Source organism: Chryseobacterium limigenitum (genome assembly GCF_900114875.1).
Taxonomy (GTDB): domain Bacteria; phylum Bacteroidota; class Bacteroidia; order Flavobacteriales; family Weeksellaceae; genus Chryseobacterium; species Chryseobacterium limigenitum.
Genome location: NZ_FPKW01000005.1, coordinates 252807 through 275595, shown reverse-complemented (window position 1 = coordinate 275595; position 22789 = coordinate 252807). Strand labels below are relative to the sequence as shown.

Sequence of the window (22789 nt, the reverse complement as noted above, 5' to 3'; positions counted from 1 at the left end):
TTCTCACCGAACGGTCATTTTCAATAACTGAACTGCACAAAAAAACCTTCCAAGATCTGGAAGGTTTATAATATTTTTAAGTTTTTTTATTTCTTAGTACCCTGGCTTATGAAATACTGAGCCTCTCCTTTTCCCCAGTTTGGATCTAATGCAGATTTTGGTTTGAAAGCATTAAATTTTTCTAAAGCCTGTTTGAAAAGCTCAATACCTTTTGTTTTGCTTCCTCCGTATTGCTCAGGAGTGAAATACATATCCTCAGCCTTAATCAAAGCAATTCTTGGATTGGTTGGGTCTAACTGTTCAGCTATTTTAAGCTCTTCTGCAGCCTTCACACCGTCTGTCATATATCTTTGTTGAGGATTTTCCATCATTCTTAAAGAATATGCCATTTTTTTCAATAAATGGATCTCAGAGTTGTCTTTTCCACCAAGGCTTTCGGCTTGCATCAAATATTTTTCAGCAGCTCCTGAATACGTTAACAATTCATCCTTTTTGCCTGCATTCATCTGCGCTCTCCCTTTCTGGATATAAGAATAAGCAATGTAGTAAACCGGCAGCCATTGGTTTTGGTCTATTCTTGATATTCTTTCGAAATCATTGGCCAATGTCTGAAAATCTTCCGCCGATTTCACTGTTTCCAGCTTGGCAATTTTTTCAGTCATTGATTTTTCGTAAGCTGTCTGACCAAATGCCGTTAAGCCCATAAAAGCTAAAGCAAAACTTAATAGATATTTCTTCATTATTTCTAATTTTTGAGGTTAGTTTATATTTTATTCAAAGATATGTATTTAATCAATATAATTAAATCATTAAAAATACAGATTGTTTAGATTTTTACAAATTATTATTAATCGCATCCTGTGTTTTATCAACTCCAAAGCTAATAAACGCCCCGATAAAGATAAAAGTATTCACCGGAGGAACTACTGCCGAACTTCTTGATCCGTCTGATGAAAAATTATATCCGTAGACATTTTTCGATCCTAAAACATTTGAAACACTCAATACAAAAACGGTGAATGCTTTGGCGTCTTTTTTCCCAAGATTCGGAAGGTAATTAAAGCTTACATTAAGTGCATTATAATCCTTCAATCTTCCTTCGTTTCTTGTATAATTAATCGTTTCGCCGTTCACATCTTTCGTTGCAAAATCATAATAAGGTCGTCCTTTTGCGTAGGTATAAGAAAGATTAACTCCTAATTTCCATTTTGGAATAAATCTTTTCGCAACGGCAGAAAGTGTATGTTCAGACGCAAAATTCGGTTTTAAGCTTACCGGATAATTCATAAAATCTCTTTTTGAATCGAGGAACGAATAACTGATCCAGTAATCAATATTCTCAAATGTTTTTTTATCCCTCCAAAACAGTTCAAGACCTTTTGCATAACCGAATCCGTTGTTGTTATCTGCTTTTTGAACGGGTTGATTTTGATTATCATTAAAACCAAGGTTTGAAACTTTAATCAATTGATCGTATTTTTTATAAAAAGCCTCAAAACGTAAGCTTCTGCCATCTGTCGTTCTCTGAACCTGCAAAATGTAATGTTGAGATTTTTGAAAATCAAGATCTGCCGGGCCGTTAATATATTTACTTTCAGGGTTTTGATAGAAAAGTCCGTACGCGAAAGAGGTTGTCCAGTCTTTAGCCAAACGATACGCCAGTGCGATACGCGGTGCAAAATTCGTTTTGCCAAGGAAAGAAGAATTTTCTGCCCTCACTCCTATTTTTGCAGATAATTGATTGCTGAAACCCAAATCTGTTTCCACAAAAACGGATGAGATAAGATCTTTGTAATGTTTATTTATTTCTTCAAATGTTAGTTTTTCGTCGGTGCTGTTTAATTCAAACCCTCCTCGTAAGGCACTGATTTTGTTTATTTTTCTTTCTAAAACCGCTTTAAGGTTAATATAATTTCCGTCTGTGAGCAACCTCATTTTATCGGCTTCAACTTCATTTGATTCTGTTGAAAAATTAAGATCCGTTCTGTTGAATGAATAAGAAGTTCCTGCATTTAAAAGATATTTCCCGAATTTTTGTTTAAAAGATAAATTGTGATAGGTGTTTTTCCCTTTCAATTTAATTAAAGAAAACTGATTATCATTTTCTAAGCTTTGTGTTTTCACGCCCATACTATTCGTATCGTACATTCCGTAATACTTCAAAAATCCACCTGATTTTGTTTTAATTCTGAAATTAGCATCCGCATTTACTCCCTGAGGAGCATCGATAAAATCTGTATTAAAATTAAGAACTTCCTGCATCAGATTTAAATTTGAATATCCCAAAGTTGCTCCGTAGGAATGATTTTTATCTTCACCCAACTTTTGAAATCCTGCGCTTAAAAAGATCGGAGAGATCCCAAAGTCATAAGAACTCTGATCCGGAAGATCAACACTTTCCAACATTAAAGCACCGGAAAGAGCCTGCCCGTACAACGCAGAATATCCACCGCTCGAAAATACATTTCCTTTAAAAAGAGACGTGTTAAAACGATCTCTTCCTGCAATTCCCGGAACTGAGCTGGAGAAATAGTTATTAATTAAGCTTCCATCCATGAAAATTTTAGATTCTGTTCCTGTACCTCCTCGGATGAACAAACCTTCTGTTTCACCTACTTTCTGAACGCCCGGAAGATAATTTAAAGCTGAAGAAATCTGCCCGTCTGCTCCAGCTGTTGTGTAAATATCAATTGGTGATAATAAAGCGGTGGCTCTTTTCTTATCGCTAGCCTCAATTGAACCCGCAGAAACCACCACAGCATCGATCTCGTTGATCTGTTCCTTTAATTCTGCATTTACAGAAACATCCTGATTATCAATAACAATTGATTTTTCAATATCATTATATTTTGAATGGGTAAAGCTTAATATTTGGCTTCCTTTTTCGGAAGTTTCAAATGTAAAATTACCGTTTGTATCTGTGGTTGCTCCATCGTAAGTGTTTTTCAGCGTGACATTTACATCGCTTACTCCTTTATTTCTAAAGGTAACTTTTCCTGAAATCTTTATCTGAGAATAACCGAAGATAAAAGATAAAAGGGTGATGAGAAATAATAATTTTTGCCCCTGACTTTTCATTAGTCTTAATTTGATCCCAAAATTAATCTGAAAATTTAAATATGCTAATTTTTTTTCCCTGAATGGTAAAATTTACATACTGAATTGTAAAAACAGTCTACTTAACATAAAAAAGAACAAGATTATAAAGCGTTCTAAAAAATGTTCCTAAATTTATAAGATTATAAATCATTTAAAAATCACTTAAAATGAAGGTACAAACATTAGCATTATTGGCGGGCTGTGCATTATTTGCTGTTTCTTGCGGAACTACAAAGATGTACTCTGTAAACGCTAAAAGCGGAACACAAACAGGAGGAACTGCAAAGTTTACTCAAAAAGGAAATGAAGTTGTAATGAAACTTGATGTCACGAATCTTACTCCGGGAATTCACGCGGTACATATTCATGAAAAAGGAGATTGTTCTGCAGCGGACGGAACTTCTACAGGCGGTCACTGGAACCCAGGAAAAGACGATCATGGAAAATGGGGAGCAGAGCATTTCCACATGGGAGATATCGGGAATTTAGCAGCTAATAAAGAGGGAGTTGCTACGCTGACTTTCAAAACTGATAAATGGTGCCTTGGCTGCGCTGATGAATCTAAAAACATCATCGGAAAAGGGATGATCATTCATGCTGCAGCAGATGATTTCCATACTCAGCCTACAGGAAATGCAGGCGGAAGAGTTGGATGTGTAGAAATTAAATAATCACCCTATTGCATAAAAAAGCCCGCTAATTTTAGTTAGCGGGCTTTTTGTTTTATTGTTTTACATTCATATCACCAATGATATTCATTGCTTCCTGAAGGTAAGGATCTTTCTTAAGATTTTTGATCCACATATCAGATTTTTTCTTGAATGCTTCATCTTTTTTCTCTCTTTCAAGTTCGCTTGGGTAAAGTGTGAACTGAAGACCGTTTTCAAATTTCGTCAATGCTTTGAATTTTTCGATCTGAGCTTTTCTTTGCTTCATCAATTCATTAAACTTATTGATATTAAGCGTAATTGTTTCTTCTTTGTCTAATTTCTCTCTCCATTGAGCAGACTCTAACAATAACTGATAGTTGGTGTTTTTAGACATTCTATCGTTGCTAGCTTTTTCTAACGCTTTCACATCGAAATAGTTTAGCTTCTGGAAAGTAGTACTTGGAATTTTATCCCATGCCAATGCATAATCATCATATCTCTCTCCTATTTCAGCATAAGTGAAGAAGTCTTTCATCTGAATATCAGAAACAATACCTTTTCTCTGCGTAGACTCTCCTGTAATTCTGTAGAACTTCTGGATCGTTAATTTTAAAGAACCAAAATCATCTTCTGTATTTAAGAATCTGTTCAGATCAACAAAAGTCTGTACCGTTCCTTTTCCGAAAGACTGCGGAGAACCGATGATCATCGCTCTGCCATAATCCTGCATTGCACCAGCCAAAATCTCAGAAGCCGAAGCTGAAAGTTCGTTTTGCATGATAACAAGAGGGCCTGTCCATATCGGAGCTTCCTGTTTGTTTTTTAATGTCTGAATTTTCCCGTTTCCGTCTTTTACCTGAACATAAGGTCCTGCATTCATGAAAAGTCCCATAATATCACCCACTTCTGTTAAAGATCCACCGCCGTTGTTTCTTAGATCAAGAACAATTCCGTCAATGTTTTGAGCTTTTAGTTTAATGATCTCATTTTTAATATCATCAGAAGCATTTCTTCCTTTAGCATCTTCAAAATCAGCATTAAAACTCGGTAAATTAATGAAACCATATTTCTTACCGTTTGGAGAGTTCACTACAATACTTCTTGCAAAAGTATCTTCAATAGCAACCTCTTCACGGATCATTGTAACCTCTTTTATCGTTCCGTCTTTTTTCTGAACCGTCAAAGTAACCGGAGTTCCTTTTTCACCTCTGATGTATCTTACCGCTTCCTCAGAAAGCATTCCTACAACATTTACGGCATCGTCTTTCGGTTTAGATTTTACTTTTAGGATCTTATCACCTTCTGTAAGCTGTTTAGACTTCCAAGCCGGCGCACCGATTGTAAGGGCTCCAAGATATAAATATCCTTTTTTCTCCTGAATAATAGCTCCGATTCCGATCACTTTTCCTGTGAAAGTCATATCAAATTCTTCCTTATCCTTTGGAGAGTAATAATTGGTGTGTGGGTCAAAAACCTCAGTGTAAGCATTCATGTACACTGTGAACCAGTTCATTTTATTTCTCTTCTTAAACCTTGTGAATGTGTCTTTTACAAGATCTTTTACCTCGTCTGTAGCTTTTACTTTTTTCTGCTCAGGAGTAAGGATCTGAAGTTTAATCGTATCCTGTAATTTGTATTTCTGTACAGAATCTTTTTTCTCTTTTTGAGCTTGTTCTTTGCTGTTTAAAGATTCAATTTCCTGAAGAATATTGTATTTAATGAATTTTTTCCATTCATTATATTGATCCTGTTTAGAAACCGGTGCTTTTTTAAGCTTATTTTCTAAAACCAATGTTTCATCTTCTTCCAAATTGATCGGCTTACTGAAAATATCCTGAGTTAATTTATCAATCTCATCAACCCTTTGGAAAAGTCTGTCCGTAGTCAATTTATAGAACGTAAGATCCCCGATATTCAGATAATCATCAAGCTTTGTTTCGTGCTTGCTGAATTCATCCATATCAGATTGCAGGAAATATCTTTTCCCCGGATCTATCATCTCAAAATATTGTTTGTAAACATCCTTAGAATAAGCATCATTAATAGCTTTCGGGCTGTAATGTAGATAAGAAAGAGTGTTCTTTACGCTCACCATTATCGTCTGCATCTTTTCATCGTCATTTTTAGGTGAGTTGAAACAAAACATTAGACTTGTTAATGGAATTAGGAGTAAAAATTTATTTAGCTTGAAATTTTTCCACATAAATCTGTAATGTATTTTTATTAATTTTTAAAAAAGTATTTTAATTAGTAGTAATTTTTAAATTCCTGTTACAAACTATCAAATTTAATACCTTATTTATAAATATCAGATAGTTTTAAGTATTTTTGTTAAAATTAAAATATTTTATGGAAAGACCACTTATTCTGGTTACTAATGATGACGGAATCACAGCACCTGGTATCAGAAATCTTATCAGTTTTATGAACGAAATCGGAGAAGTTGTTGTTGTAGCACCCAATTCTCCTCAAAGCGGAAAAGGCCACGCAATTACCATTAACTCAACTTTAAGCTTCGAAGAAGTAACGCTTGACGGTCCACAAACAGACTTTTCTTGTAGCGGAACTCCCGTTGACTGCGTGAAAATGGCTCTTGATAAAATCTTAACAAGAAGACCGGATATCGTAGTTTCAGGAATCAATCACGGAGCAAACTCTTCAATTAATGTAATCTATTCCGGGACAATGTCTGCAGCAGTTGAGGCTGGAGTTGAAGGAATCCCTGCGATAGGATTTTCATTACAGGATTTCAGTTGGGAAGCAGATTTTAGTCAGGCTAAAGAATTTATTCAAAATATCGTTAGAAGAACGTTGGAGAACCCAATGCCAAAAGGAATTGTATTAAACGTAAACATTCCGAAACTTCCTAAAGAAGAAATTAAAGGGATCAAAGTCTGCAAACAGGCCAATGCAAAATGGGAAGAAAGCTTTGACGAAAGAGTAAATCCGCACGGAAAAAAATACTACTGGCTGACAGGATATTTCAATAATATGGATGAATCTGAAGATGCCGACGAAACTGCACTGGCTGCCGGCTACATCTCAATTGTACCTGTAAAATTTGATATGACGGCTTATGAATACATCAAAACGTTGGAAGAAGTAATGAAGTTTGATTAATGTACGAGAAATTAGACAATCCTGTATATCATTCACTTAATGAATATCATGAAAAGTTTTGCTTAAACTTTGGAGATTCTAAATTTTATAATCCTGAAGTCGCCGCTTTTGGAGGTTCATTACATATTGCAAAAGAAAAAGACATCACAGAATATGCAAAAATCTGTGATGATTTTCTCGTTTTCGGCCTAAAACCTGATTTGGGAGATTTTAAAACAGAAATGTCCCGGCTTGTCTGCGATCAATATGTTTTAGAAAATACAATTGAGCTTGATTTTACTGAAGAAATTATCGAACTTAAAAATGAAAATCATGATGAATTATTGGCATTTGTCAAGAAGTTTTATCCTCATTATTTCAAAAACAGGACACCCGAATTAGGTCGATATTTTGGAATTTTTAAAGATGATAAACTCGTTGCAGTAACAGGCCAGAGAATGCAGATGCATGACATGACAGAAGTAAGCGCCGTGATCACAGACACAGATTATCTCGGAAAAGGTCTTGCCAAACAATTGGTAGCATTTGTTTCGAATATCATATTTGAAGATGGCAAAACACCTTTTCTGCATGTTGCTGAAAATAATCTCGGAGCAAAAAAATTGTATGAAAAACTCAGTTTTGATTTGAGAGGAAAAATAAATTTATGGGGTGTGAAAAAGTAGTTTTTACACCCTTTTTTATAAATGTTCTTTTGTCTTGAAACAAAAGAACGAAAAGTTCAAGACTTGGAAACTTCTGCTAAAAATTAAAATTTAATCCTAAAATCCCCAAAACTTGCGCGAATTTATTATTTGTTCTTCGATTCAAAATAGGTCTCGCGCTTCAAACAGTGGGAATTTTTTAACGAATTAAATCTTAATTTTCTTAACGCGCCAGTTTCCTATGTCAATTAAATCTCAGTTTTCAAATTCAATATTAAAATCCGCTAGATTTGCTAAATCAGCGAGATAATTTTTAATGAAGTTTATTCTTAAAGAATTTATAAAATCCTTTAAATCCACTGTTTCATTAAATCTTTTTCCTACATTTATTCTTATTAATGTATCCAAATTATGAGAATAGAATACGATATAAAACTGGGTTTTAAGGACGTCATGTTTCGCCCGAAACGTTCTACATTAAAATCCCGTTCGGAAGTTAGCTTAGAAAGAGAATTTACTTTCAAACACACCAAAAAGAAATGGCTGGGAACTCCTATCATCGCTGCCAATATGGACACGGTGGGAACTTTTGAAATGGCGGTAGAATTGGCAAAAGATAAGATCATTACGGCTATTCATAAACATTATTCTGTTGAAGAATGGAGTGTTTTTTTAAATAGTCAGCCCGAAAATATTCATCAATATATTGCATTAAGCACAGGAACCGGAAAAGCTGACGAAGAAAAGCTGAGACAAATCCTCGAAAAGCATCCAAAAATAGAGTTTCTCTGCATTGATGTTGCCAATGGCTATTCCGAGCATTTTGTGGGCTTTGTAAAGAAAGCAAGAGCCAATTTCCCTGATAAAATTATCATTGCCGGAAATGTAGTAACGGGCGAAATGGTTGAAGAACTTCTTCTGGTTGGTGCAGATATCATCAAGGTCGGAATCGGCCCGGGTTCTGTTTGTACTACCCGTGTAAAAACCGGAGTCGGTTATCCTCAACTTTCCGCAATTATTGAATGTTCTGATGCTGCTCACGGTCTTGGAGGTCACATTATTGCTGACGGTGGCTGTAAAGTTCCGGGAGATGTGGCTAAAGCTTTTGGCGGCGGTGCAGATTTTGTAATGCTTGGCGGAATGTTTGCCGGTCATGACGAAAGTGGTGGCGAGATCATTGAAGAAAACGGTAAAAAATACCGCACATTCTACGGAATGAGCTCAAAAACAGCAATGGACAAACATTCAGGTGGCGTTGCTGAATACAGAGCTTCTGAAGGAAAAACGGTGAAAGTTGCTTACAAAGGTCCGGTTTCGGAGACGGTGAAAGATATTTTGGGAGGTGTACGTTCTACATGTACTTATGTTGGAGCTTCTAAATTGAAGGAATTATCAAAAAGAACAACTTTTATTAGAGTTCAGGAGCAGGAAAATCAGATTTTTAAAGATTAACTGAAAAATAAAAGCCGTTCAAATTGAACGGCTTCATTATATTGTATTTCTATTTTATTAAGTCAACATTCCGCCGTCAACATTCAGAACCTGACCTGTAACATATGCAGACATCTCGCTTCCGAAGAATACACAAGCGTTTGCAATATCTTCAGGCTGTCCTCCTCTCTTCAAAGGAATTCCTTCTCTCCAGGCCTCTACTACTTTTATATCCAAAGCACCTGTCATTTCAGTTTCAATGAAACCAGGAGCAACAGCGTTGCAACGGATATTTCTTGAGCCTAATTCAAGGGCAACAGATTTTGTAAATCCGATAACTCCTGCCTTAGATGCTGCGTAATTTGCCTGCCCAGCATTTCCTTTTACACCCACTACAGAAGTCATATTGATGATAGATCCTGATTTTGCCTTCATCATCGGCTTAATAACAGCCTTTGTAAGGTTGAATACTGAATCTAAATTTACCTTGATAATTGTGTCCCAGTCGTCTTTAGACATTCTCATTAAAAGATTATCTCTTGTGATTCCTGCGTTGTTGATCAAAATATCGATTTGACCAAACTCAGCCATTACTTCATCTACTAATTTTTGAGCCGCATCGTAGTCTGATGCATCAGATTGGTAACCTTTAATTTGAGTTACAGAACTTAAAGTCGCTTCTAATTCCTTAGCTTTATCTACAGAACCGGCGTAAGTGAATGCTACTTTTGCCCCCTGTTGAGCAAACATTTCTGCAATTCCTCTTCCGATTCCTCTTGTAGCTCCGGTAATAAGTGCTACTTTTCCTTCTAATAGTTTCATATTTTCTGACAATTATTTATCCTTTAATGAATTAGCTCATTGTGTTTTGGCTAATTTAATATATTTAATTTTATCGAAATTAAATGGTGCGCAAAGATATTATAATTTGTTATTTAATGCATTTTAAACCATTATTTTAATAAAAAATTATGAATGTTTTTTGTCATGTAAAAATATTATTAAAATAAGACTTTGTTTTCTGAAGATGTAAAATCTATAAATTCTGATTCTTTTCCTCTTGTAAGCTTAATTTTCTTTCTGTCTACCGAATATTTATCGTAAACAACCTCTTTTAAAGGTTCATTTTTAAGATTAGTAACCCCGAATTTATTTCCTTTTTGTACAACAACTTCATCTCCGGAAAAAAACGTGAAAATATCGTCATATACGAATGGTATGATCTCATTTCCTGCTTCATCAAGCATTCCGTAAAGGTTTTCTTTGTTCTTGCAGATAATCGCCGGATAAAACTGAAATCGTTTTATAGAAGTTATATTTTTAAGCTCGGTATAAGATTTATCTTTTGGTAAAAATTTATAAAAAGTATCTTCTTTTTTTACAATTAAATTATCAAAAAAGACCTTTTCTATCTGATAACCATCATCTAAAATACTGTTTAAGTTTTTATCTAAAAGTTTCTCTTCCCCGTCTTTACTTACATAAAGATAATTTTCATCTTTAATTTTGAAAGCTTCAACAACATCATATTCTTTAGGAAAAATGATTTCTCCGTTGGTTTTAAGAACAGCTATTTTAGGATTTCTGTCGTCTTTTAAGGTCTTAAACATCCCATTAAACAAATGGTTTACATAATGAAAATCAGTAGGATAAACCTTCTTTTCTGCTTTAGAAAAAATGCTTACGTTATTATCGTGAATCAGATAAATATATTCTCTGCCAACAAAAGCCTGCTCATAGATTTCATCTGCCAGGACGTTTTCATTCTCATCTACGATTCCGTATTTATTTTTGATGACATCTTTTGTAATTAAGAAAGGAAAGCCGTTGATATCTTCAATATAATGATCAGAAAAAGTACTTACTGTTTTTCCGTTATTATCAAGGACTTCACCACTTTTAGCACCTGTCGTAAGATATACCTTACCTTTATAAAAACGGAGATTTTCCTTAAACTCTCTATCCGAAACCTGCTGACCTTCAAAATCATAGATAAACCAGCCATTGTCTTTTTTTACAAAGAATCTGTTTTCGCTGGCGAATTGTATCTCATCATAAAAAGGAATGATCTGTTTTCCGTTGTAATCATAAACACAGTCTTTTCCGTCTTTAGAATAGATCATTCTGTCTTTATTTTCCCACGTCCTGAACTTGAAATTATCAAGAGCAATCAACTGATCGCCTTTTGCATCAATTAAAGCTGTTTTTCCTTTAGAAATGGCATCTTTGGTCTTTAAAATGAATCTATTTTTAGACAAACGTGAAATTTCACTCTTAAAAGGATAATCAAAAGAAATAGAGCCCGACGAATCTACAATCCCGGATTTTCCGGTATGCGGATCGGAAATTATTCCGTAGCCTTTTGTGTAAAAGCGGACCTCTTTTCCTAGTTCTTTTGACAACAAGATCTGCTTGTACTGATCGGTCTGCTGTGCCATACAAACCGATGAAAACAATATTAAAGTTAGCTTTTTCAATTAAATAGAATTATTGACAATAAGAACGATCTCTCCTTTTAAAGTTTTGCTTTTGGAGAATTCAATTAACTCATTAATTGTCCCACGTTTAGTTTCTTCGAATTTTTTGGAAATTTCACGGCTTAAACTTGCTTTCGTGTTTTCTCCAAAGAACTCTTTTATCTGTTCAAGTGTTGTATTTATTTTGTGCGGACTTTCGTATAAAACGATCGTTTTTTTCTCCTCTGCAAGTTGTTTAAGCTTGGTCTGTCTTCCTTTTTTTTGAGGGAGAAAACCTGCAAATAAAAACTCATTATTCGGAAGTCCTGAAACCACCAAAGCCGGAACAAAAGCTGTTGCTCCGGGCAGACAGATCATCTCAATGTTATTGTCTGATCCGGCTTTGCTTAATAAATAACCCGGATCCGAGATTCCGGGAGTTCCTGCATCGGTAATAATGGCGATATTCTGACCGCTTTTAAGGTCATTAATTACCTTTTCCGTTGCCTGATGCTCATTATGTAAGTGATAGGATTTTAAAGGTTTAGAGATCTCGTAATGCTTTAAAAGTATTCCGGAAGTTCTCGTGTCTTCACATAAAATATAATCTACCTCTTTCAGTACTTTTACCGCTCTGAAAGTCATGTCTTCTAAGTTCCCGACGGGTGTGGGAACAAAATAAAGGATTCCGCTCAAAATTTAGTTTATAAAAATTTATTTTCTACCAATATCCACAGTCTTTGTGCATATTCATCTACCTTGCTCCATTTTCTGTCGTAATAAAGATCGCTCAGATATTCTTTTGCTTCTTCTAATGTTCTGAATCTGTTGAGTACTCCAATTACCTCGTTCAGTTCAGACTGGCTTCCTCCAAATAATGTTTTTGTGAAAGCAATTCTGTCGTTTAGATCTAATTTAAACTCAGGTTTTGCCTTTTCCGCCTCCATTAAGTTGGTCGGAATATTCGTTTTCAGAATACTTCCTGTATCTTCTTTCACAACCGGAACCTTTTTTTCCAGAGGATTTTCTGTCTGCAAATGGTCATCATCAAATAAAGACTGAACTGCCTTTAACCCTTTAATATTGGCCAATCTTATCTTTTTCTCCTGATTATAAGCCTCTAAGTTTTCAAAACTTTCATCAGAAGCCAGTTTTTCTTTTTCGAATTCGGGAAGTGGCTTGTCTATATTTACGATCTTTCTTCTGTCTATGTCCTCCGCAGTTACTTCTTGCTCATGCTTTTCTTCATTCTGAGCGTCATTTTTTATTTCGCTGAGAATATTTTCAACATTAGACGTTTCGTTTACCATTTCACCTTGTTCGATCGTTACATTTGACGTAATGAATTGTTCTTCATTTTCTTCAATCAGTATTTCCTCGTCTTCTAAGTCTTCACTTCCGAAAATATTTGGAATAACTTCAACTTTTTCCTCTTTTTTAGATTCAAAACTATCCTGGATTTTCTCTTCTTCATCAAAATTATTCAATTCATTTCCTCGATTGTCGGAAATTTCATTTTCAAATTCATCAATTTCATTTAATTGATTATTAAAAATCACTTCCGCTTCCGTAATGGGCTGACTGAATATTTCTTCACTAATATCTTCATCCGTTTCAGGTTCTGCATCCGCAAGAATTCTTTCTTCATCAATGAAGCTTAAAATATTACCCTGATAATCTGAAGGTTGTTCTTCATCAATTTCATTAAGCTGATGATTAAAAATAACCTCCTCTTTCGTTAAATCTGCGTCAATACAATTTTCTTCATTCTTCGGTTCAGTATTTTCTTCAACAAGATTTACAATATTTTCATGATATTCATTTTCAGCGATTTCGTTCAGCTGATTATTGAAAATTGCTTCTTCTTCAGTCTCTTCTGGTTGAATATTTTCTGTATCAACAAGACCTGCAGCGTTTTGGCTGTATGAAGATTCATTATCATTTTCGTCAATTTCATTAAATTCATTATTGAAAATAGCTTCTTCTTCTGTAACCTCATTATTTGATTCCTGAGACTCAAAATTTTGGTTAATGAAAGAAATATTCTGCTGATTTTCTGAATTTTGAACAGAATTATCGGTAATAAAATACTCGATATTCTTTTCTACCAATCGTAAGAACGATATCCTGTTCGCAAGCTCATCTACAAGATCTTGCTTGGAAAGTAGTTCGTCCACATTGTTGATTTTCTCCAAAATATCAATGATATTCTTGGATTCAAAAAAAATCTTTTCCTTTAAATCTTGGATGTTCTGCATATGAGAATCTTGTTAAAATTGCTTACTTTTGATGTTAAAAATATACGGCTAATTTAACAAATGTTTTTAGAAAATACAATTAATCATTCCAAACAAAGTGGTTGGATGGAAGTTATTTGTGGCTCAATGTTTTCCGGAAAAACCGAAGAGTTGATCCGGAGACTCAGAAGAGCTGAAATGGCGGGGCAAAATGTGGAGATTTTTAAACCAAAAACGGATACCAGATATTCTGATGAAGACGTTGTTTCTCATAATCAGAATAAAATCCGCAGCACCGCAGTGGAAAGTCCTAGTGAGATTCTCTTATTGGGATCAAATTGTGATGTTGTAGGAATTGATGAAGCACAGTTTTTTGATGAAAGCATCGTAGAAATAGCTAATCAACTGGCAAATAGCGGAATACGAGTGGTAATCGCAGGCTTGGATATGGACTTTTTAGGACGTCCTTTCGGGCCGATGCCTAATTTGATGGCCACTGCAGAATACGTAACGAAAGTGCATGCTATTTGCAAGAGAACGGGTAACCTTGCCAATTATTCCATGAGAATTTCTCAGGGAAATAATCTTGTGGAGCTCGGTGAAACAGAAAGTTATGAAGCAGTAAGCCGTCGTGTCTTTATTGAAGAAGTACTTTCTAAGAAAAAATAAGATTAAATTTAAGTCTAAATTAATTCTAGATTTAATAAAAAATATTTTGGTTAAATGAAATACTGGAAAATTTTATCCAGTCATCCAATTAATCAACAAAACAGTCAACACGAAATACAAAGCAGAAGGGGGCACCAATGAATTATACAGTACAACAAATTGCAGAAATCACCAATTCACAGATTATTGGAGATAAAAATTTAATTGTCAAAACGATAGCTTTTGACAGCAGGATCATTTATTCAACAAAAAATGCCGCCTTTATTGCAATTAATACCCAAAAAAATTCAGGAGAAAAGTTTATTGAAGCGGCAATTGACAGAGGAATTACTATTATAATTTCTGAACATCAATTTCCGCAGTTTGAAAATGTAACTTGGATTATTGTTGAAAATGCTATTGATTTTCTTCAAAAATTAGCAAAATATCATTTTGAAAATTCCAATTTGCAATCCATAGGAATTACGGGAAGTAATGGAAAAACTATTTTAAAAGAATGGTTGTATCAATGTCTTTGGAATGAATTTCCGACAGTGAAAAGTCCAAAAAGTTTTAATTCTCAGATTGGGCTTCCACTTTCTTTGCTTCAAATCAACGAGTCTCACAAATTGGGAATTTTTGAAGTAGGAATTTCTAAGCCCAACGAGATGCAGAAACTGGAAAATATTTTCCATCCGCAAATCGGTTTGCTTACCCATATCGGAACTGCCCACGCTGCCAATTTTGAATCTGAGGAAGAATTAATTGATGAAAAAATTAAGCTTTTCAAAGATTCCGAAACTGTTATTTACAATGGCGATAATGAATTGGTAGGCAAAAAAATAAAAGAACTATATTCAAGTAAAAAATTAATATCCTACGGTTTCAAAGATCATAACAAGGTTTTCATTAAAAATAATATTTCTAAAGACGAAAATATTGTTGTGGAATATTTTGGTGAGGAAATAAGTTTTCCGGCCAACCAAAGAGATGAAGCGACTTTAACGAATGCTTTGGCGCTGATTACAGTTCTAAAAGAGTTACACATCGAAAATCAAAAGATCGTCGAAAAAATCAACGCTTTGAAGGCTGTTGAAATGCGACTTGAAGCGATTGAAGGAATTAAGAACAATATTGTTATCAATGATTCTTTCAACCTAGATCTCGATTCTCTGAAAACCGCTTTGCAATTTTTAAATGAATACAATAAAACTAAAAAATCTTTAGTTTTAACGGATATAGTAGGTGTAAATTCTAATTCTCAGGAATTGTATGAAGAAGTTTCTGAACTTGTGAACGAACAAAAATTTGACTCCGTTTTCCTGATCGGAGATGAAATTTCAAAGTTTAGTGATTTATTTAAATCTAAAACTTCTACTTTCATTAATACTCAGGAATTAATTGACAGTAAATATCTTACAGAACTTGAAAATCAGATCATTTTATTAAAAGGGGCAAGAAAATTTGAGATCGAAAAACTGAAAGATCTTGTTGAACTCAGAAAACATGATACTGTTTTAGAAGTAAATCTAAATGCAATTCTTCATAACATTAATTACCATAAATCTTTGCTAAAACCAGAAACCAAAATGATGGCAATGGTAAAAGCAAATTCTTATGGATTAGGAAGTTATGAAATTTCAGAATTTTTACAACATCATCATATCGATTATCTTGGTGTGGCCTATGCTGATGAAGGTGTTGAGCTTCGTAAAAAAGGAATCACCACCCCTATCGTTGTGATGAATCCTGAGCAACACAGTTATGATGCGATTATTGAATACAATTTAGAGCCGGAAATTTATAGTTTCAGGGTTTTGGATCTGTTTTATGAAGCAGTTCAGAAATCGGGTTATGATAAAAAATTCCCTATTCATATTAAATTGGAAACAGGAATGCATCGTCTTGGCTTTAAAGATTTTGAACTGGATCAATTAAGCGAAACTTTAAATGAAAGAAACTTAAAAGTTCAAAGTATTTTCAGTCATTTATCGTCTTCAGATGTACCGGAAGAGAAAGAGTTTACCTTAAAACAATTAGATATATTTGAAAAAAATTCAAGTTATTTTATTGAAAAATTAGGGTACTCACCGCTCAGACATATTTTAAATTCTTCTGGAATAACGAGTTATACCAATCACCAATATGATATGGTGCGGATTGGAATAGGAATGTTAGGAGAATCACCAAGTAGTGAAATACAGAAACAATTACAGTCTGTTGTGAGTTTTAAAACTGTTATCTCTCAAATTTCTATGGTAGAAAAGGGAGAATCAGTAGGTTACAGCCGAAAATATAAAACAGATCACTTAACTAAAATAGCCACAATTCCTGTAGGATATGCAGACGGGATTCCGAGATTGATAGGAAATGAAATAGGAAAAGTAGGGATCAATAAAACATTAGCCCCAATTGTAGGAAGTATATGCATGGATATGATGATGCTGAATGTAGACAATATTCCCAATGTAAAGGAAGGCGACACTGTAACGGTCTTCAATTCAAAACCAAGTTTAAAAGAATTTGCAGAATACTGCAAAACCATCACATACGAAGTATTAACCTCTATTTCGCCCCGGGTGAAACGGATTTATATAAAAGATTAATTATGAGAAAACTCCTGATTCTCTTATTTGTATTCCAATTACTTTTGATACAATCTCAGGTAAAAAAGAATTTAGTGATTCCTAAAAACCCAAGAATAGGACTTTCCCTTGCCGGTGGAGGTGCCAAAGGTTTTTCTCATGTCGGGGTACTTAAAGTATTGGATTCTTTAGGAGTAAAAGTCGATTATATTGCCGGAACCAGTATGGGTGCAATCGTAGGAGGTTTGTACGCTTCAGGATATTCCGGAAAGGAAATTGAGAAAATTGTAATGGATACAGATTTCTATTCTTTAATCATGGATCCGAAATCCAGACAGGAAAGCACCTTCTTCAATAAATCGGTAGATAAATATCTTTTATCAATTCCTTTAAAAAACGGAAAAATTACACTTCCCTCTTCCATAAGCTCAGGACAGAAAAATGTTTATTTACTGAAAGAGCTTTTCAAAAATGTTTCTACGATTGATGATTTTTCAAAACTTCCGATTCCTTTCATGTGCGTTGCCACAAACCTTGAAAGCGGAAATATGCAGATCTTCGAGAAAGGAGATTTGGTACAGTCAATCATGGCGAGTTCTGCGTTTCCATCTTTAATGGATCCCGTAAAAATTGGTGATAGTATTTACATTGACGGAGCCATGACGGTAAACTATCCTTCAAAGCCGTTAAAGGACAAAGGAATCGATATCGTCATCGGTGTGGACCTTAACCAGGATCTATCCACAAGGGAGGATTTAAACAGCATTATAGCGATCCTAAATCAGGTAATTGACATGAATATCCATAAAGATACCAAACGTCAATACAAATACACAGATATCAATATTAAACCCAATCTAAAAGGCATGACTGCCACAAGCTACGACGAAAAGAAAAAAATTCTCGATAGCGGTTATGTGGAAGGTTTAAAATATACAGAAATATTAGATAAGCTTCCCAAGCGGTCCTTCGACAGACTGAGACAACGCGTAAATCCTATTTACTCGAACGTCTACAAAATCGATAGTATTGCCATAGACGGAGGAAGAATTTTCGGAAAAAATTATGTTTTAGGAAAAATGGGGCTACGCCTCCCCTCTCTCCAAACCTATGGAAGCATTAATAAAAAAATAGATAAACTTGTAGCCACAAACAATTACAAATTTATTAATTACGATATCATTTCGGAAAACGATGCAAGCTATCTCAAACTTTATGTAACAGAAGATGATGCAAGACACTTTGTAAAATTCGGTCTTCATTATGATGAAATTTTCAAAACAGGATTGCTCTTAAATTATTCTGCCAAACGTCTCCTCTTTAAAAATTCAAATCTTTCTTTAGATGTTGTGGTAGGAGACAAACCAAGATACTATTTAAACTACTTTATAGATAACGGATATATTCCGGGATTCGGACTTTATTCTTCAGGAATGAGTTTTGATCTGAAAAACGTAGATAATTACAATATAGACAAATGGGAATGGTTAAGAAATGAAGCCTACATACAATCTGTATGGAGAGACAAATTTGCTATTGGAGGCGGTATTAGCCATGATTATTTCGACGCTGAAGCCAATGGTACAAATAAAAGAATAAGCCGTTTTTTAAACCCTTACGTGTTTTTAAAAAGCGATACTCAAAACGACAAAGATTTTCCAACAAAAGGAATCTATATTTCTGCAGAAGGAAAGGTAATTGATTTAATGAAATCAGAAGTAGAGAAAAGACTGGTTCAGATAAAAGCTGATATCAGAATTAATATTCCTCTTACAAAACAATTCTCTTATCGTTTGAATCTTTATGGTGGAGTTACTCTTGGAGAAAATCTTCCTCAGTTCTATCAATACAGATTGGGAGGAATTTTCGAACAAAATATGGTTAACTTCAAAAGCTTTGGAGGCTTCTACTTCGCACAGCTTAATTCTAATAATGTTGTGCTGGTTTCAAATGATCTTCAGTTTAAATTCAACAAGAACTATTTTTTCAGCGGTAATTTTTCTTTCGCAAATCTTTCCGACGATATAACTTTTGAAGATGCCGTAAAACTTAATTACAGTTCTCTGGGAGTTTCCGCAGGATATAAATCTCCATTCGGACAAATAAGGCTTAATTTCAGCCACTCACTTAAAAATAATCAAAAAGGTATATTCAGTGTTATTTTAGGACACTGGTTTTAAAACAATGATACAATTCTTTTACGAAAACTTACAAGAATCTGTAAGTACAGACTACACAAAATGGCTGGAAGATATTATTCTTTCAGAAGGAAAAAAGCTTGGCGATATTAATTATATCTTCTGTGATGACGAGTATTTATTAAAAGTAAATCAGGATTATTTACTGCATGATTACTATACAGATATCATCACTTTCGATTACGTGAAAGGCAAAACAATAAGCGGAGAGATTTTCGTATCTTTGCAGCGCATTTCAGACAACGCTTCCACTCTATCCAAAGAATACGAAGAAGAGCTTCGAAGAGTTTTGGCTCACGGCATTCTTCACCTTTCAGGATATAAAGACAAAACTGAGGAAGAAGAACAGTTAATGCGAAGTAAAGAAGATTTTTATTTAGCAAAGTATTCTTAACAGATTTAGAAATCAAGAGATTCAGGAATTACTTAATTTCACAATCTCTCAATATCTTAATTTTTTAGAAGCTTATTCCCGCTTTCCGCACTCGCTTTTTTTCTTTTTCAAAGAAAAAAGAGCTCAAACAAATGCTGCAATCGGGGCTATATAACACAAGATAAAGGCTCTTTTAGACCTTATCCTGAAACTATGTTTCACGTGGAACATTTATAAAAAAGATTAAAATTTAAGGCTTAAAACAAGCAATATAAAATGATATCAGAAATATACGATGTAATCGTAGTTGGTGCCGGTCACGCAGGATGTGAAGCAGCAGCTGCAGCAGCCAACTTAGGTTCCAAAACTCTGCTTGTTACAATGAACATGCAGACGATAGGACAAATGAGTTGCAACCCTGCAATGGGAGGTATTGCAAAAGGACAGATCGTAAGAGAGATCGATGCAATGGGAGGTTATTCAGGAATTATAGCAGACAAATCTGCTATCCAGTTCAAAATGCTTAACCTGTCAAAAGGTCCTGCAATGTGGTCCCCCAGAACACAGAATGACAGAATGCTTTTCGCAGAAGAATGGCGTTTAGCATTAGAAAATACACCTAATCTTGATTTCTTTCAGGATATGGTTAAGAGCTTAATTATTGAAAATGGCAGAGCTGTTGGAGTTGTAACTTCATTAGGAATTGAGATAAAATCCAAATCAGTCGTTCTAACAAACGGTACATTTCTTAACGGATTAATCCATGTTGGAGATAAGCAATTAGGCGGAGGAAGAATGGGTGAACCAAGAGCTTTTGGAATCACAGAACAATTGGTTTCTTTAGGTTTCGAAGCCGGAAGGATGAAGACCGGTACCCCACCCCGCGTAGACGGAAGAAGCTTAGATTATTCCAAAATGGAAGAACAAAAAGGAGATGAAAATCCACAAAAATTCAGCTATTTAGATACCCCTAAGTTAACCAAACAATTAAGTTGTCATATCGTTTATACCAACGAAAAGGTACATGAAATTTTACGTGAAGGTTTCGACAGAAGCCCAATGTTCAATGGTACAATTCAGAGTTTAGGACCAAGATATTGTCCAAGTATTGAAGATAAGATCAACCGTTTTGCAGAGAGAACAAGACATCAGCTATTCGTAGAACCTGAAGGTTGGAGAACGGTTGAGATCTATGTAAACGGATTTAGTTCTTCTCTTCCCGAAGATGTACAGATCAAAGCAATGAAACATATTCCGGGATTTGAGAATGTAAAAGTATTCCGTCCGGGCTATGCTATTGAATATGATTACTTCCCTCCTACTCAATTAAAGCATACTTTAGAAACAAAACTGGTAGAAAATTTATACTTTGCAGGTCAGATCAACGGTACTACAGGCTATGAAGAAGCCGCCGGTCAAGGCTTAATTGCAGGCATAAATGCTCACAACAAAGTACATGATAAGGAAGACTTCATTCTTAACAGAGATGAGGCTTATATCGGTGTTTTAATCGATGATTTGATCACAAAAGGGACAGAAGAACCTTACAGAATGTTCACTTCAAGAGCTGAATACAGACTTCTTTTAAGACAGGATAATGCAGATATCAGACTAACTGAAAAGGCATATAAACTAGGTCTTGCGAAAGAAGACAGATTAATAAGAGTTAATGAGAAAATAGCTAAAAGTGAGCAACTTGAAGCCTTTTTACGAGAAACTTCTTTAAAGCCTGGCATTATAAATCCTATCCTAGAAAGCATAGAAAGCAACCCTGTAGACCAAGCTTACAGAGCTGCTCAATTCCTTACAAGACCTAATATTACATTAGAAAAACTGGATAATATTGATGTTATTAAAGAATTTACGTCTCAATTTGATGATGAAGTAAGAGAGCAGGCAGAGGTAAATATCAAGTATAAAGGCTATATAGAAAAGGAAAAAGAGAACGTTGCCAAGCTCAATCGTTTGGAAAATGTAAAGATTCCTGAAGACTTTGATTACATAAAAATATCAAGCCTTTCTGCAGAAGCAAAACAAAAAATGACCAAGGTAAGACCAAAAACTCTTGCTCAGGCAGGAAGAATTAGCGGAGTATCACCTGCTGATGTCAATGTTTTAATGGTCTATTTAGGACGATAATCAAGAAATGTTTCACGTGAAACATTTATAAAATACAAGCAAAAATTAAGATATTGATGAGCTCATTTTAGCTTTAAAATATCTTAATTTTTAATTTAAAAGAAGTTATTTAAATGAAAATTAAAGATCATTTTCTTTCTCAGGAAGTATTTGAAATTAAAGAAACAGAAACAAAAGGAGTCTTCAAGACCTCCCCTATTCCATCTAATATTTCAAAATATTATGAAAGTGAAGACTATATTTCTCACCATCAGGATTCCGGAACTTTAAAAGAAAAGCTATATAAATTTCTACAATCTTTCAATCTGCAATATAAAAAAACGATCCTTATTGATAGAATTAATAAAGGTTCTAAAGTATTAGACTATGGATGCGGCGCAGGAGAATTTGTAAAATATATAGAAAATGATTTTGAAACTCTAGGTTTTGAACCGGATGCAGATGCCAGAAAAGCTGCTCAAAGTAAAATTTCAAAGGCTAAAATTTTAGATAATATTAATCTTATTGAAGATGGAAGTTTAGATGCAATTACTTTATGGCATGTATTCGAGCACGTGGAAAATCAGGATGAAATGCTGGAGATCTTTAATAAAAAATTAAAAGAAAAAGGATTATTAATTATCGCAGTTCCCAACCCTACTTCTTACGATGCGAAACATTATAAAGAATATTGGGCAGCGTATGATGTACCGAGACACATCTATCATTTTTCAAAAACCGGAATGGAAAATTTAATTTCAAAGAAACCCAACTGGAAAATGAGAAAAATAAAACCTTTGGTTTTAGATTCTTATTACATCTCTATGTTGAGCGAAAAATATAAGAAATCACCTCTTTTTTGGCTAAAAGCAACCATCTACGGAACGATTTCCAACGTAAAAGCACTTTTTTCTAACGAATTTTCAAGTTTGATATACATTATCGAAAAAAAGTAGAAAATCGATTTTTAAGGTGTTTATAGAGGTCAATTTTCATCAATTTCGATTAAAAAAAGCAAAACTCAGGATATTTTCCTGAGTTTTTATTTTTACAGCTCCTCTCCTACTCTGAAATTTTTCTCTGAAATTTTTTTGAAAAGAGAAAATCTTGGAAAATTCCAATTATTTCAATTAAAATTGTTGGTAAAATATTAGTAACCCTATAAATGAATTTAAATTTTAAAGAATTAGACAATTAAAAAATAAAATTTCATAGTACCTTAAAATAGAA

At 34.3% G+C, this 22789-nt stretch carries 17 protein-coding genes; 10 read left to right on the top strand and 7 right to left on the bottom strand.

Annotated elements, in window-relative coordinates:
- Nucleotides 1-86: 86 nt before the first annotated feature.
- Together BT156_RS09235 and BT156_RS09230 are read right to left on the bottom strand one after the other, a co-directional pair.
- Nucleotides 87-740 carry a hypothetical protein gene (locus BT156_RS09235; protein ID WP_072409399.1) on the bottom strand — a complete coding sequence of 218 codons (654 nt, stop codon included), beginning with the start codon at nucleotides 738-740 and terminating at the stop codon, nucleotides 87-89.
- Between the two features lie 94 nt (nucleotides 741-834).
- Nucleotides 835-3078, bottom strand: a complete 2244-nt coding sequence (locus BT156_RS09230) for a TonB-dependent receptor (RefSeq protein ID WP_072409397.1) — start codon at nucleotides 3076-3078, stop codon at nucleotides 835-837.
- A gap of 188 nt (nucleotides 3079-3266) precedes the next feature.
- On the opposite strand from BT156_RS09230, the gene BT156_RS09225 reads away from it, so the two are divergent.
- Nucleotides 3267-3770, top strand: a complete 504-nt coding sequence (locus BT156_RS09225; RefSeq protein WP_072409395.1) for a superoxide dismutase family protein — start codon at nucleotides 3267-3269, stop codon at nucleotides 3768-3770.
- Nucleotides 3771-3822: 52 nt separating this feature from the next.
- Here the strand turns inward: BT156_RS09225 and BT156_RS09220 are convergent, their stop codons facing one another.
- Nucleotides 3823-5952 carry a carboxy terminal-processing peptidase gene (locus tag BT156_RS09220; protein WP_072409393.1) on the bottom strand — a complete coding sequence of 710 codons (2130 nt, stop codon included), beginning with the start codon at nucleotides 5950-5952 and terminating at the stop codon, nucleotides 3823-3825.
- A gap of 146 nt (nucleotides 5953-6098) precedes the next feature.
- Here BT156_RS09220 and surE point away from each other — a divergent pair, with 146 nt between their 5' ends.
- The 3 genes from surE (at nucleotide 6099) to BT156_RS09205 (ending at nucleotide 8965) form a co-directional block, all read left to right on the top strand.
- Nucleotides 6099-6869, top strand: coding sequence for a 5'/3'-nucleotidase SurE (gene surE, locus BT156_RS09215; protein WP_072409392.1), 771 nt, complete (start codon nucleotides 6099-6101; stop codon nucleotides 6867-6869).
- A complete protein-coding gene (locus BT156_RS09210; RefSeq protein WP_072409390.1) occupies nucleotides 6869-7534 on the top strand; it encodes a GNAT family N-acetyltransferase in 666 nt (221 codons plus the stop codon). The genes surE and BT156_RS09210 overlap by 1 nt, the downstream gene beginning before the upstream one ends.
- A gap of 390 nt (nucleotides 7535-7924) precedes the next feature.
- Nucleotides 7925-8965 carry a GMP reductase gene (locus BT156_RS09205; protein ID WP_072409388.1) on the top strand — a complete coding sequence of 347 codons (1041 nt, stop codon included), beginning with the start codon at nucleotides 7925-7927 and terminating at the stop codon, nucleotides 8963-8965.
- A 57-nt stretch (nucleotides 8966-9022) separates the two neighbouring features.
- Here BT156_RS09205 and fabG read toward each other — a convergent pair whose 3' ends face one another.
- From fabG to BT156_RS09185, 4 genes are all read right to left on the bottom strand, one after another.
- Nucleotides 9023-9766, bottom strand: a complete 744-nt coding sequence (gene fabG / locus BT156_RS09200) for a 3-oxoacyl-[acyl-carrier-protein] reductase (protein WP_072409386.1) — start codon at nucleotides 9764-9766, stop codon at nucleotides 9023-9025.
- A 179-nt stretch (nucleotides 9767-9945) separates the two neighbouring features.
- A complete protein-coding gene (locus tag BT156_RS09195) occupies nucleotides 9946-11382 on the bottom strand; it encodes a WG repeat-containing protein (protein ID WP_072409384.1) in 1437 nt (478 codons plus the stop codon).
- Between the two features lie 39 nt (nucleotides 11383-11421).
- A complete protein-coding gene (gene rsmI / locus BT156_RS09190) occupies nucleotides 11422-12096 on the bottom strand; it encodes a 16S rRNA (cytidine(1402)-2'-O)-methyltransferase (protein ID WP_066753992.1) in 675 nt (224 codons plus the stop codon).
- A gap of 8 nt (nucleotides 12097-12104) precedes the next feature.
- Nucleotides 12105-13658 (bottom strand): hypothetical protein, encoded by a 1554-nt coding sequence (locus tag BT156_RS09185; protein ID WP_072409382.1) that lies wholly within the window; start codon nucleotides 13656-13658, stop codon nucleotides 12105-12107.
- Between the two features lie 60 nt (nucleotides 13659-13718).
- On the opposite strand from BT156_RS09185, the gene BT156_RS09180 reads away from it, so the two are divergent.
- From BT156_RS09180 to BT156_RS09155, 6 genes are all read left to right on the top strand, one after another.
- Complete coding sequence (locus tag BT156_RS09180) at nucleotides 13719-14306, top strand: thymidine kinase (RefSeq protein WP_066753995.1); 588 nt, start codon at nucleotides 13719-13721, stop codon at nucleotides 14304-14306.
- 137 nt (nucleotides 14307-14443) lie between these two features.
- Complete coding sequence (locus BT156_RS09175) at nucleotides 14444-16891, top strand: bifunctional UDP-N-acetylmuramoyl-tripeptide:D-alanyl-D-alanine ligase/alanine racemase (protein ID WP_072409380.1); 2448 nt, start codon at nucleotides 14444-14446, stop codon at nucleotides 16889-16891.
- 2 nt (nucleotides 16892-16893) lie between these two features.
- A complete protein-coding gene (locus BT156_RS09170) occupies nucleotides 16894-19050 on the top strand; it encodes a patatin-like phospholipase family protein (protein WP_072409378.1) in 2157 nt (718 codons plus the stop codon).
- Between the two features lie 4 nt (nucleotides 19051-19054).
- Nucleotides 19055-19462: an rRNA maturation RNase YbeY gene (gene ybeY / locus BT156_RS09165; RefSeq protein WP_072409376.1), complete on the top strand. Its 408-nt coding sequence runs from the start codon at nucleotides 19055-19057 to the stop codon at nucleotides 19460-19462.
- Between the two features lie 255 nt (nucleotides 19463-19717).
- A complete protein-coding gene (gene mnmG, locus BT156_RS09160; RefSeq protein ID WP_072409373.1) occupies nucleotides 19718-21580 on the top strand; it encodes a tRNA uridine-5-carboxymethylaminomethyl(34) synthesis enzyme MnmG in 1863 nt (620 codons plus the stop codon).
- Nucleotides 21581-21693: 113 nt separating this feature from the next.
- Nucleotides 21694-22515 carry a class I SAM-dependent methyltransferase gene (locus tag BT156_RS09155; protein ID WP_072409371.1) on the top strand — a complete coding sequence of 274 codons (822 nt, stop codon included), beginning with the start codon at nucleotides 21694-21696 and terminating at the stop codon, nucleotides 22513-22515.
- Nucleotides 22516-22789 lie beyond the last annotated feature (274 nt).

Coding starts and splice junctions, on each gene's coding strand:
- BT156_RS09185 (WP_072409382.1), bottom strand. CDS start 13,658: ATGCAGAACATCCAAGATTTAAAGGAAAAGATTTTTTTTGAATCCAAG.
- BT156_RS09155 (WP_072409371.1), top strand. CDS start 21,694: ATGAAAATTAAAGATCATTTTCTTTCTCAGGAAGTATTTGAAATTAAA.
- BT156_RS09220 (WP_072409393.1), bottom strand. CDS start 5,952: ATGTGGAAAAATTTCAAGCTAAATAAATTTTTACTCCTAATTCCATTA.
- BT156_RS09225 (WP_072409395.1), top strand. CDS start 3,267: ATGAAGGTACAAACATTAGCATTATTGGCGGGCTGTGCATTATTTGCT.
- BT156_RS09175 (WP_072409380.1), top strand. CDS start 14,444: ATGAATTATACAGTACAACAAATTGCAGAAATCACCAATTCACAGATT.
- ybeY (WP_072409376.1), top strand. CDS start 19,055: ATGATACAATTCTTTTACGAAAACTTACAAGAATCTGTAAGTACAGAC.
- fabG (WP_072409386.1), bottom strand. CDS start 9,766: ATGAAACTATTAGAAGGAAAAGTAGCACTTATTACCGGAGCTACAAGA.
- BT156_RS09205 (WP_072409388.1), top strand. CDS start 7,925: ATGAGAATAGAATACGATATAAAACTGGGTTTTAAGGACGTCATGTTT.
- BT156_RS09210 (WP_072409390.1), top strand. CDS start 6,869: ATGTACGAGAAATTAGACAATCCTGTATATCATTCACTTAATGAATAT.
- BT156_RS09230 (WP_072409397.1), bottom strand. CDS start 3,078: ATGAAAAGTCAGGGGCAAAAATTATTATTTCTCATCACCCTTTTATCT.
- mnmG (WP_072409373.1), top strand. CDS start 19,718: ATGATATCAGAAATATACGATGTAATCGTAGTTGGTGCCGGTCACGCA.
- BT156_RS09170 (WP_072409378.1), top strand. CDS start 16,894: ATGAGAAAACTCCTGATTCTCTTATTTGTATTCCAATTACTTTTGATA.
- BT156_RS09235 (WP_072409399.1), bottom strand. CDS start 740: ATGAAGAAATATCTATTAAGTTTTGCTTTAGCTTTTATGGGCTTAACG.
- surE (WP_072409392.1), top strand. CDS start 6,099: ATGGAAAGACCACTTATTCTGGTTACTAATGATGACGGAATCACAGCA.
- BT156_RS09195 (WP_072409384.1), bottom strand. CDS start 11,382: ATGGCACAGCAGACCGATCAGTACAAGCAGATCTTGTTGTCAAAAGAA.
- BT156_RS09180 (WP_066753995.1), top strand. CDS start 13,719: ATGTTTTTAGAAAATACAATTAATCATTCCAAACAAAGTGGTTGGATG.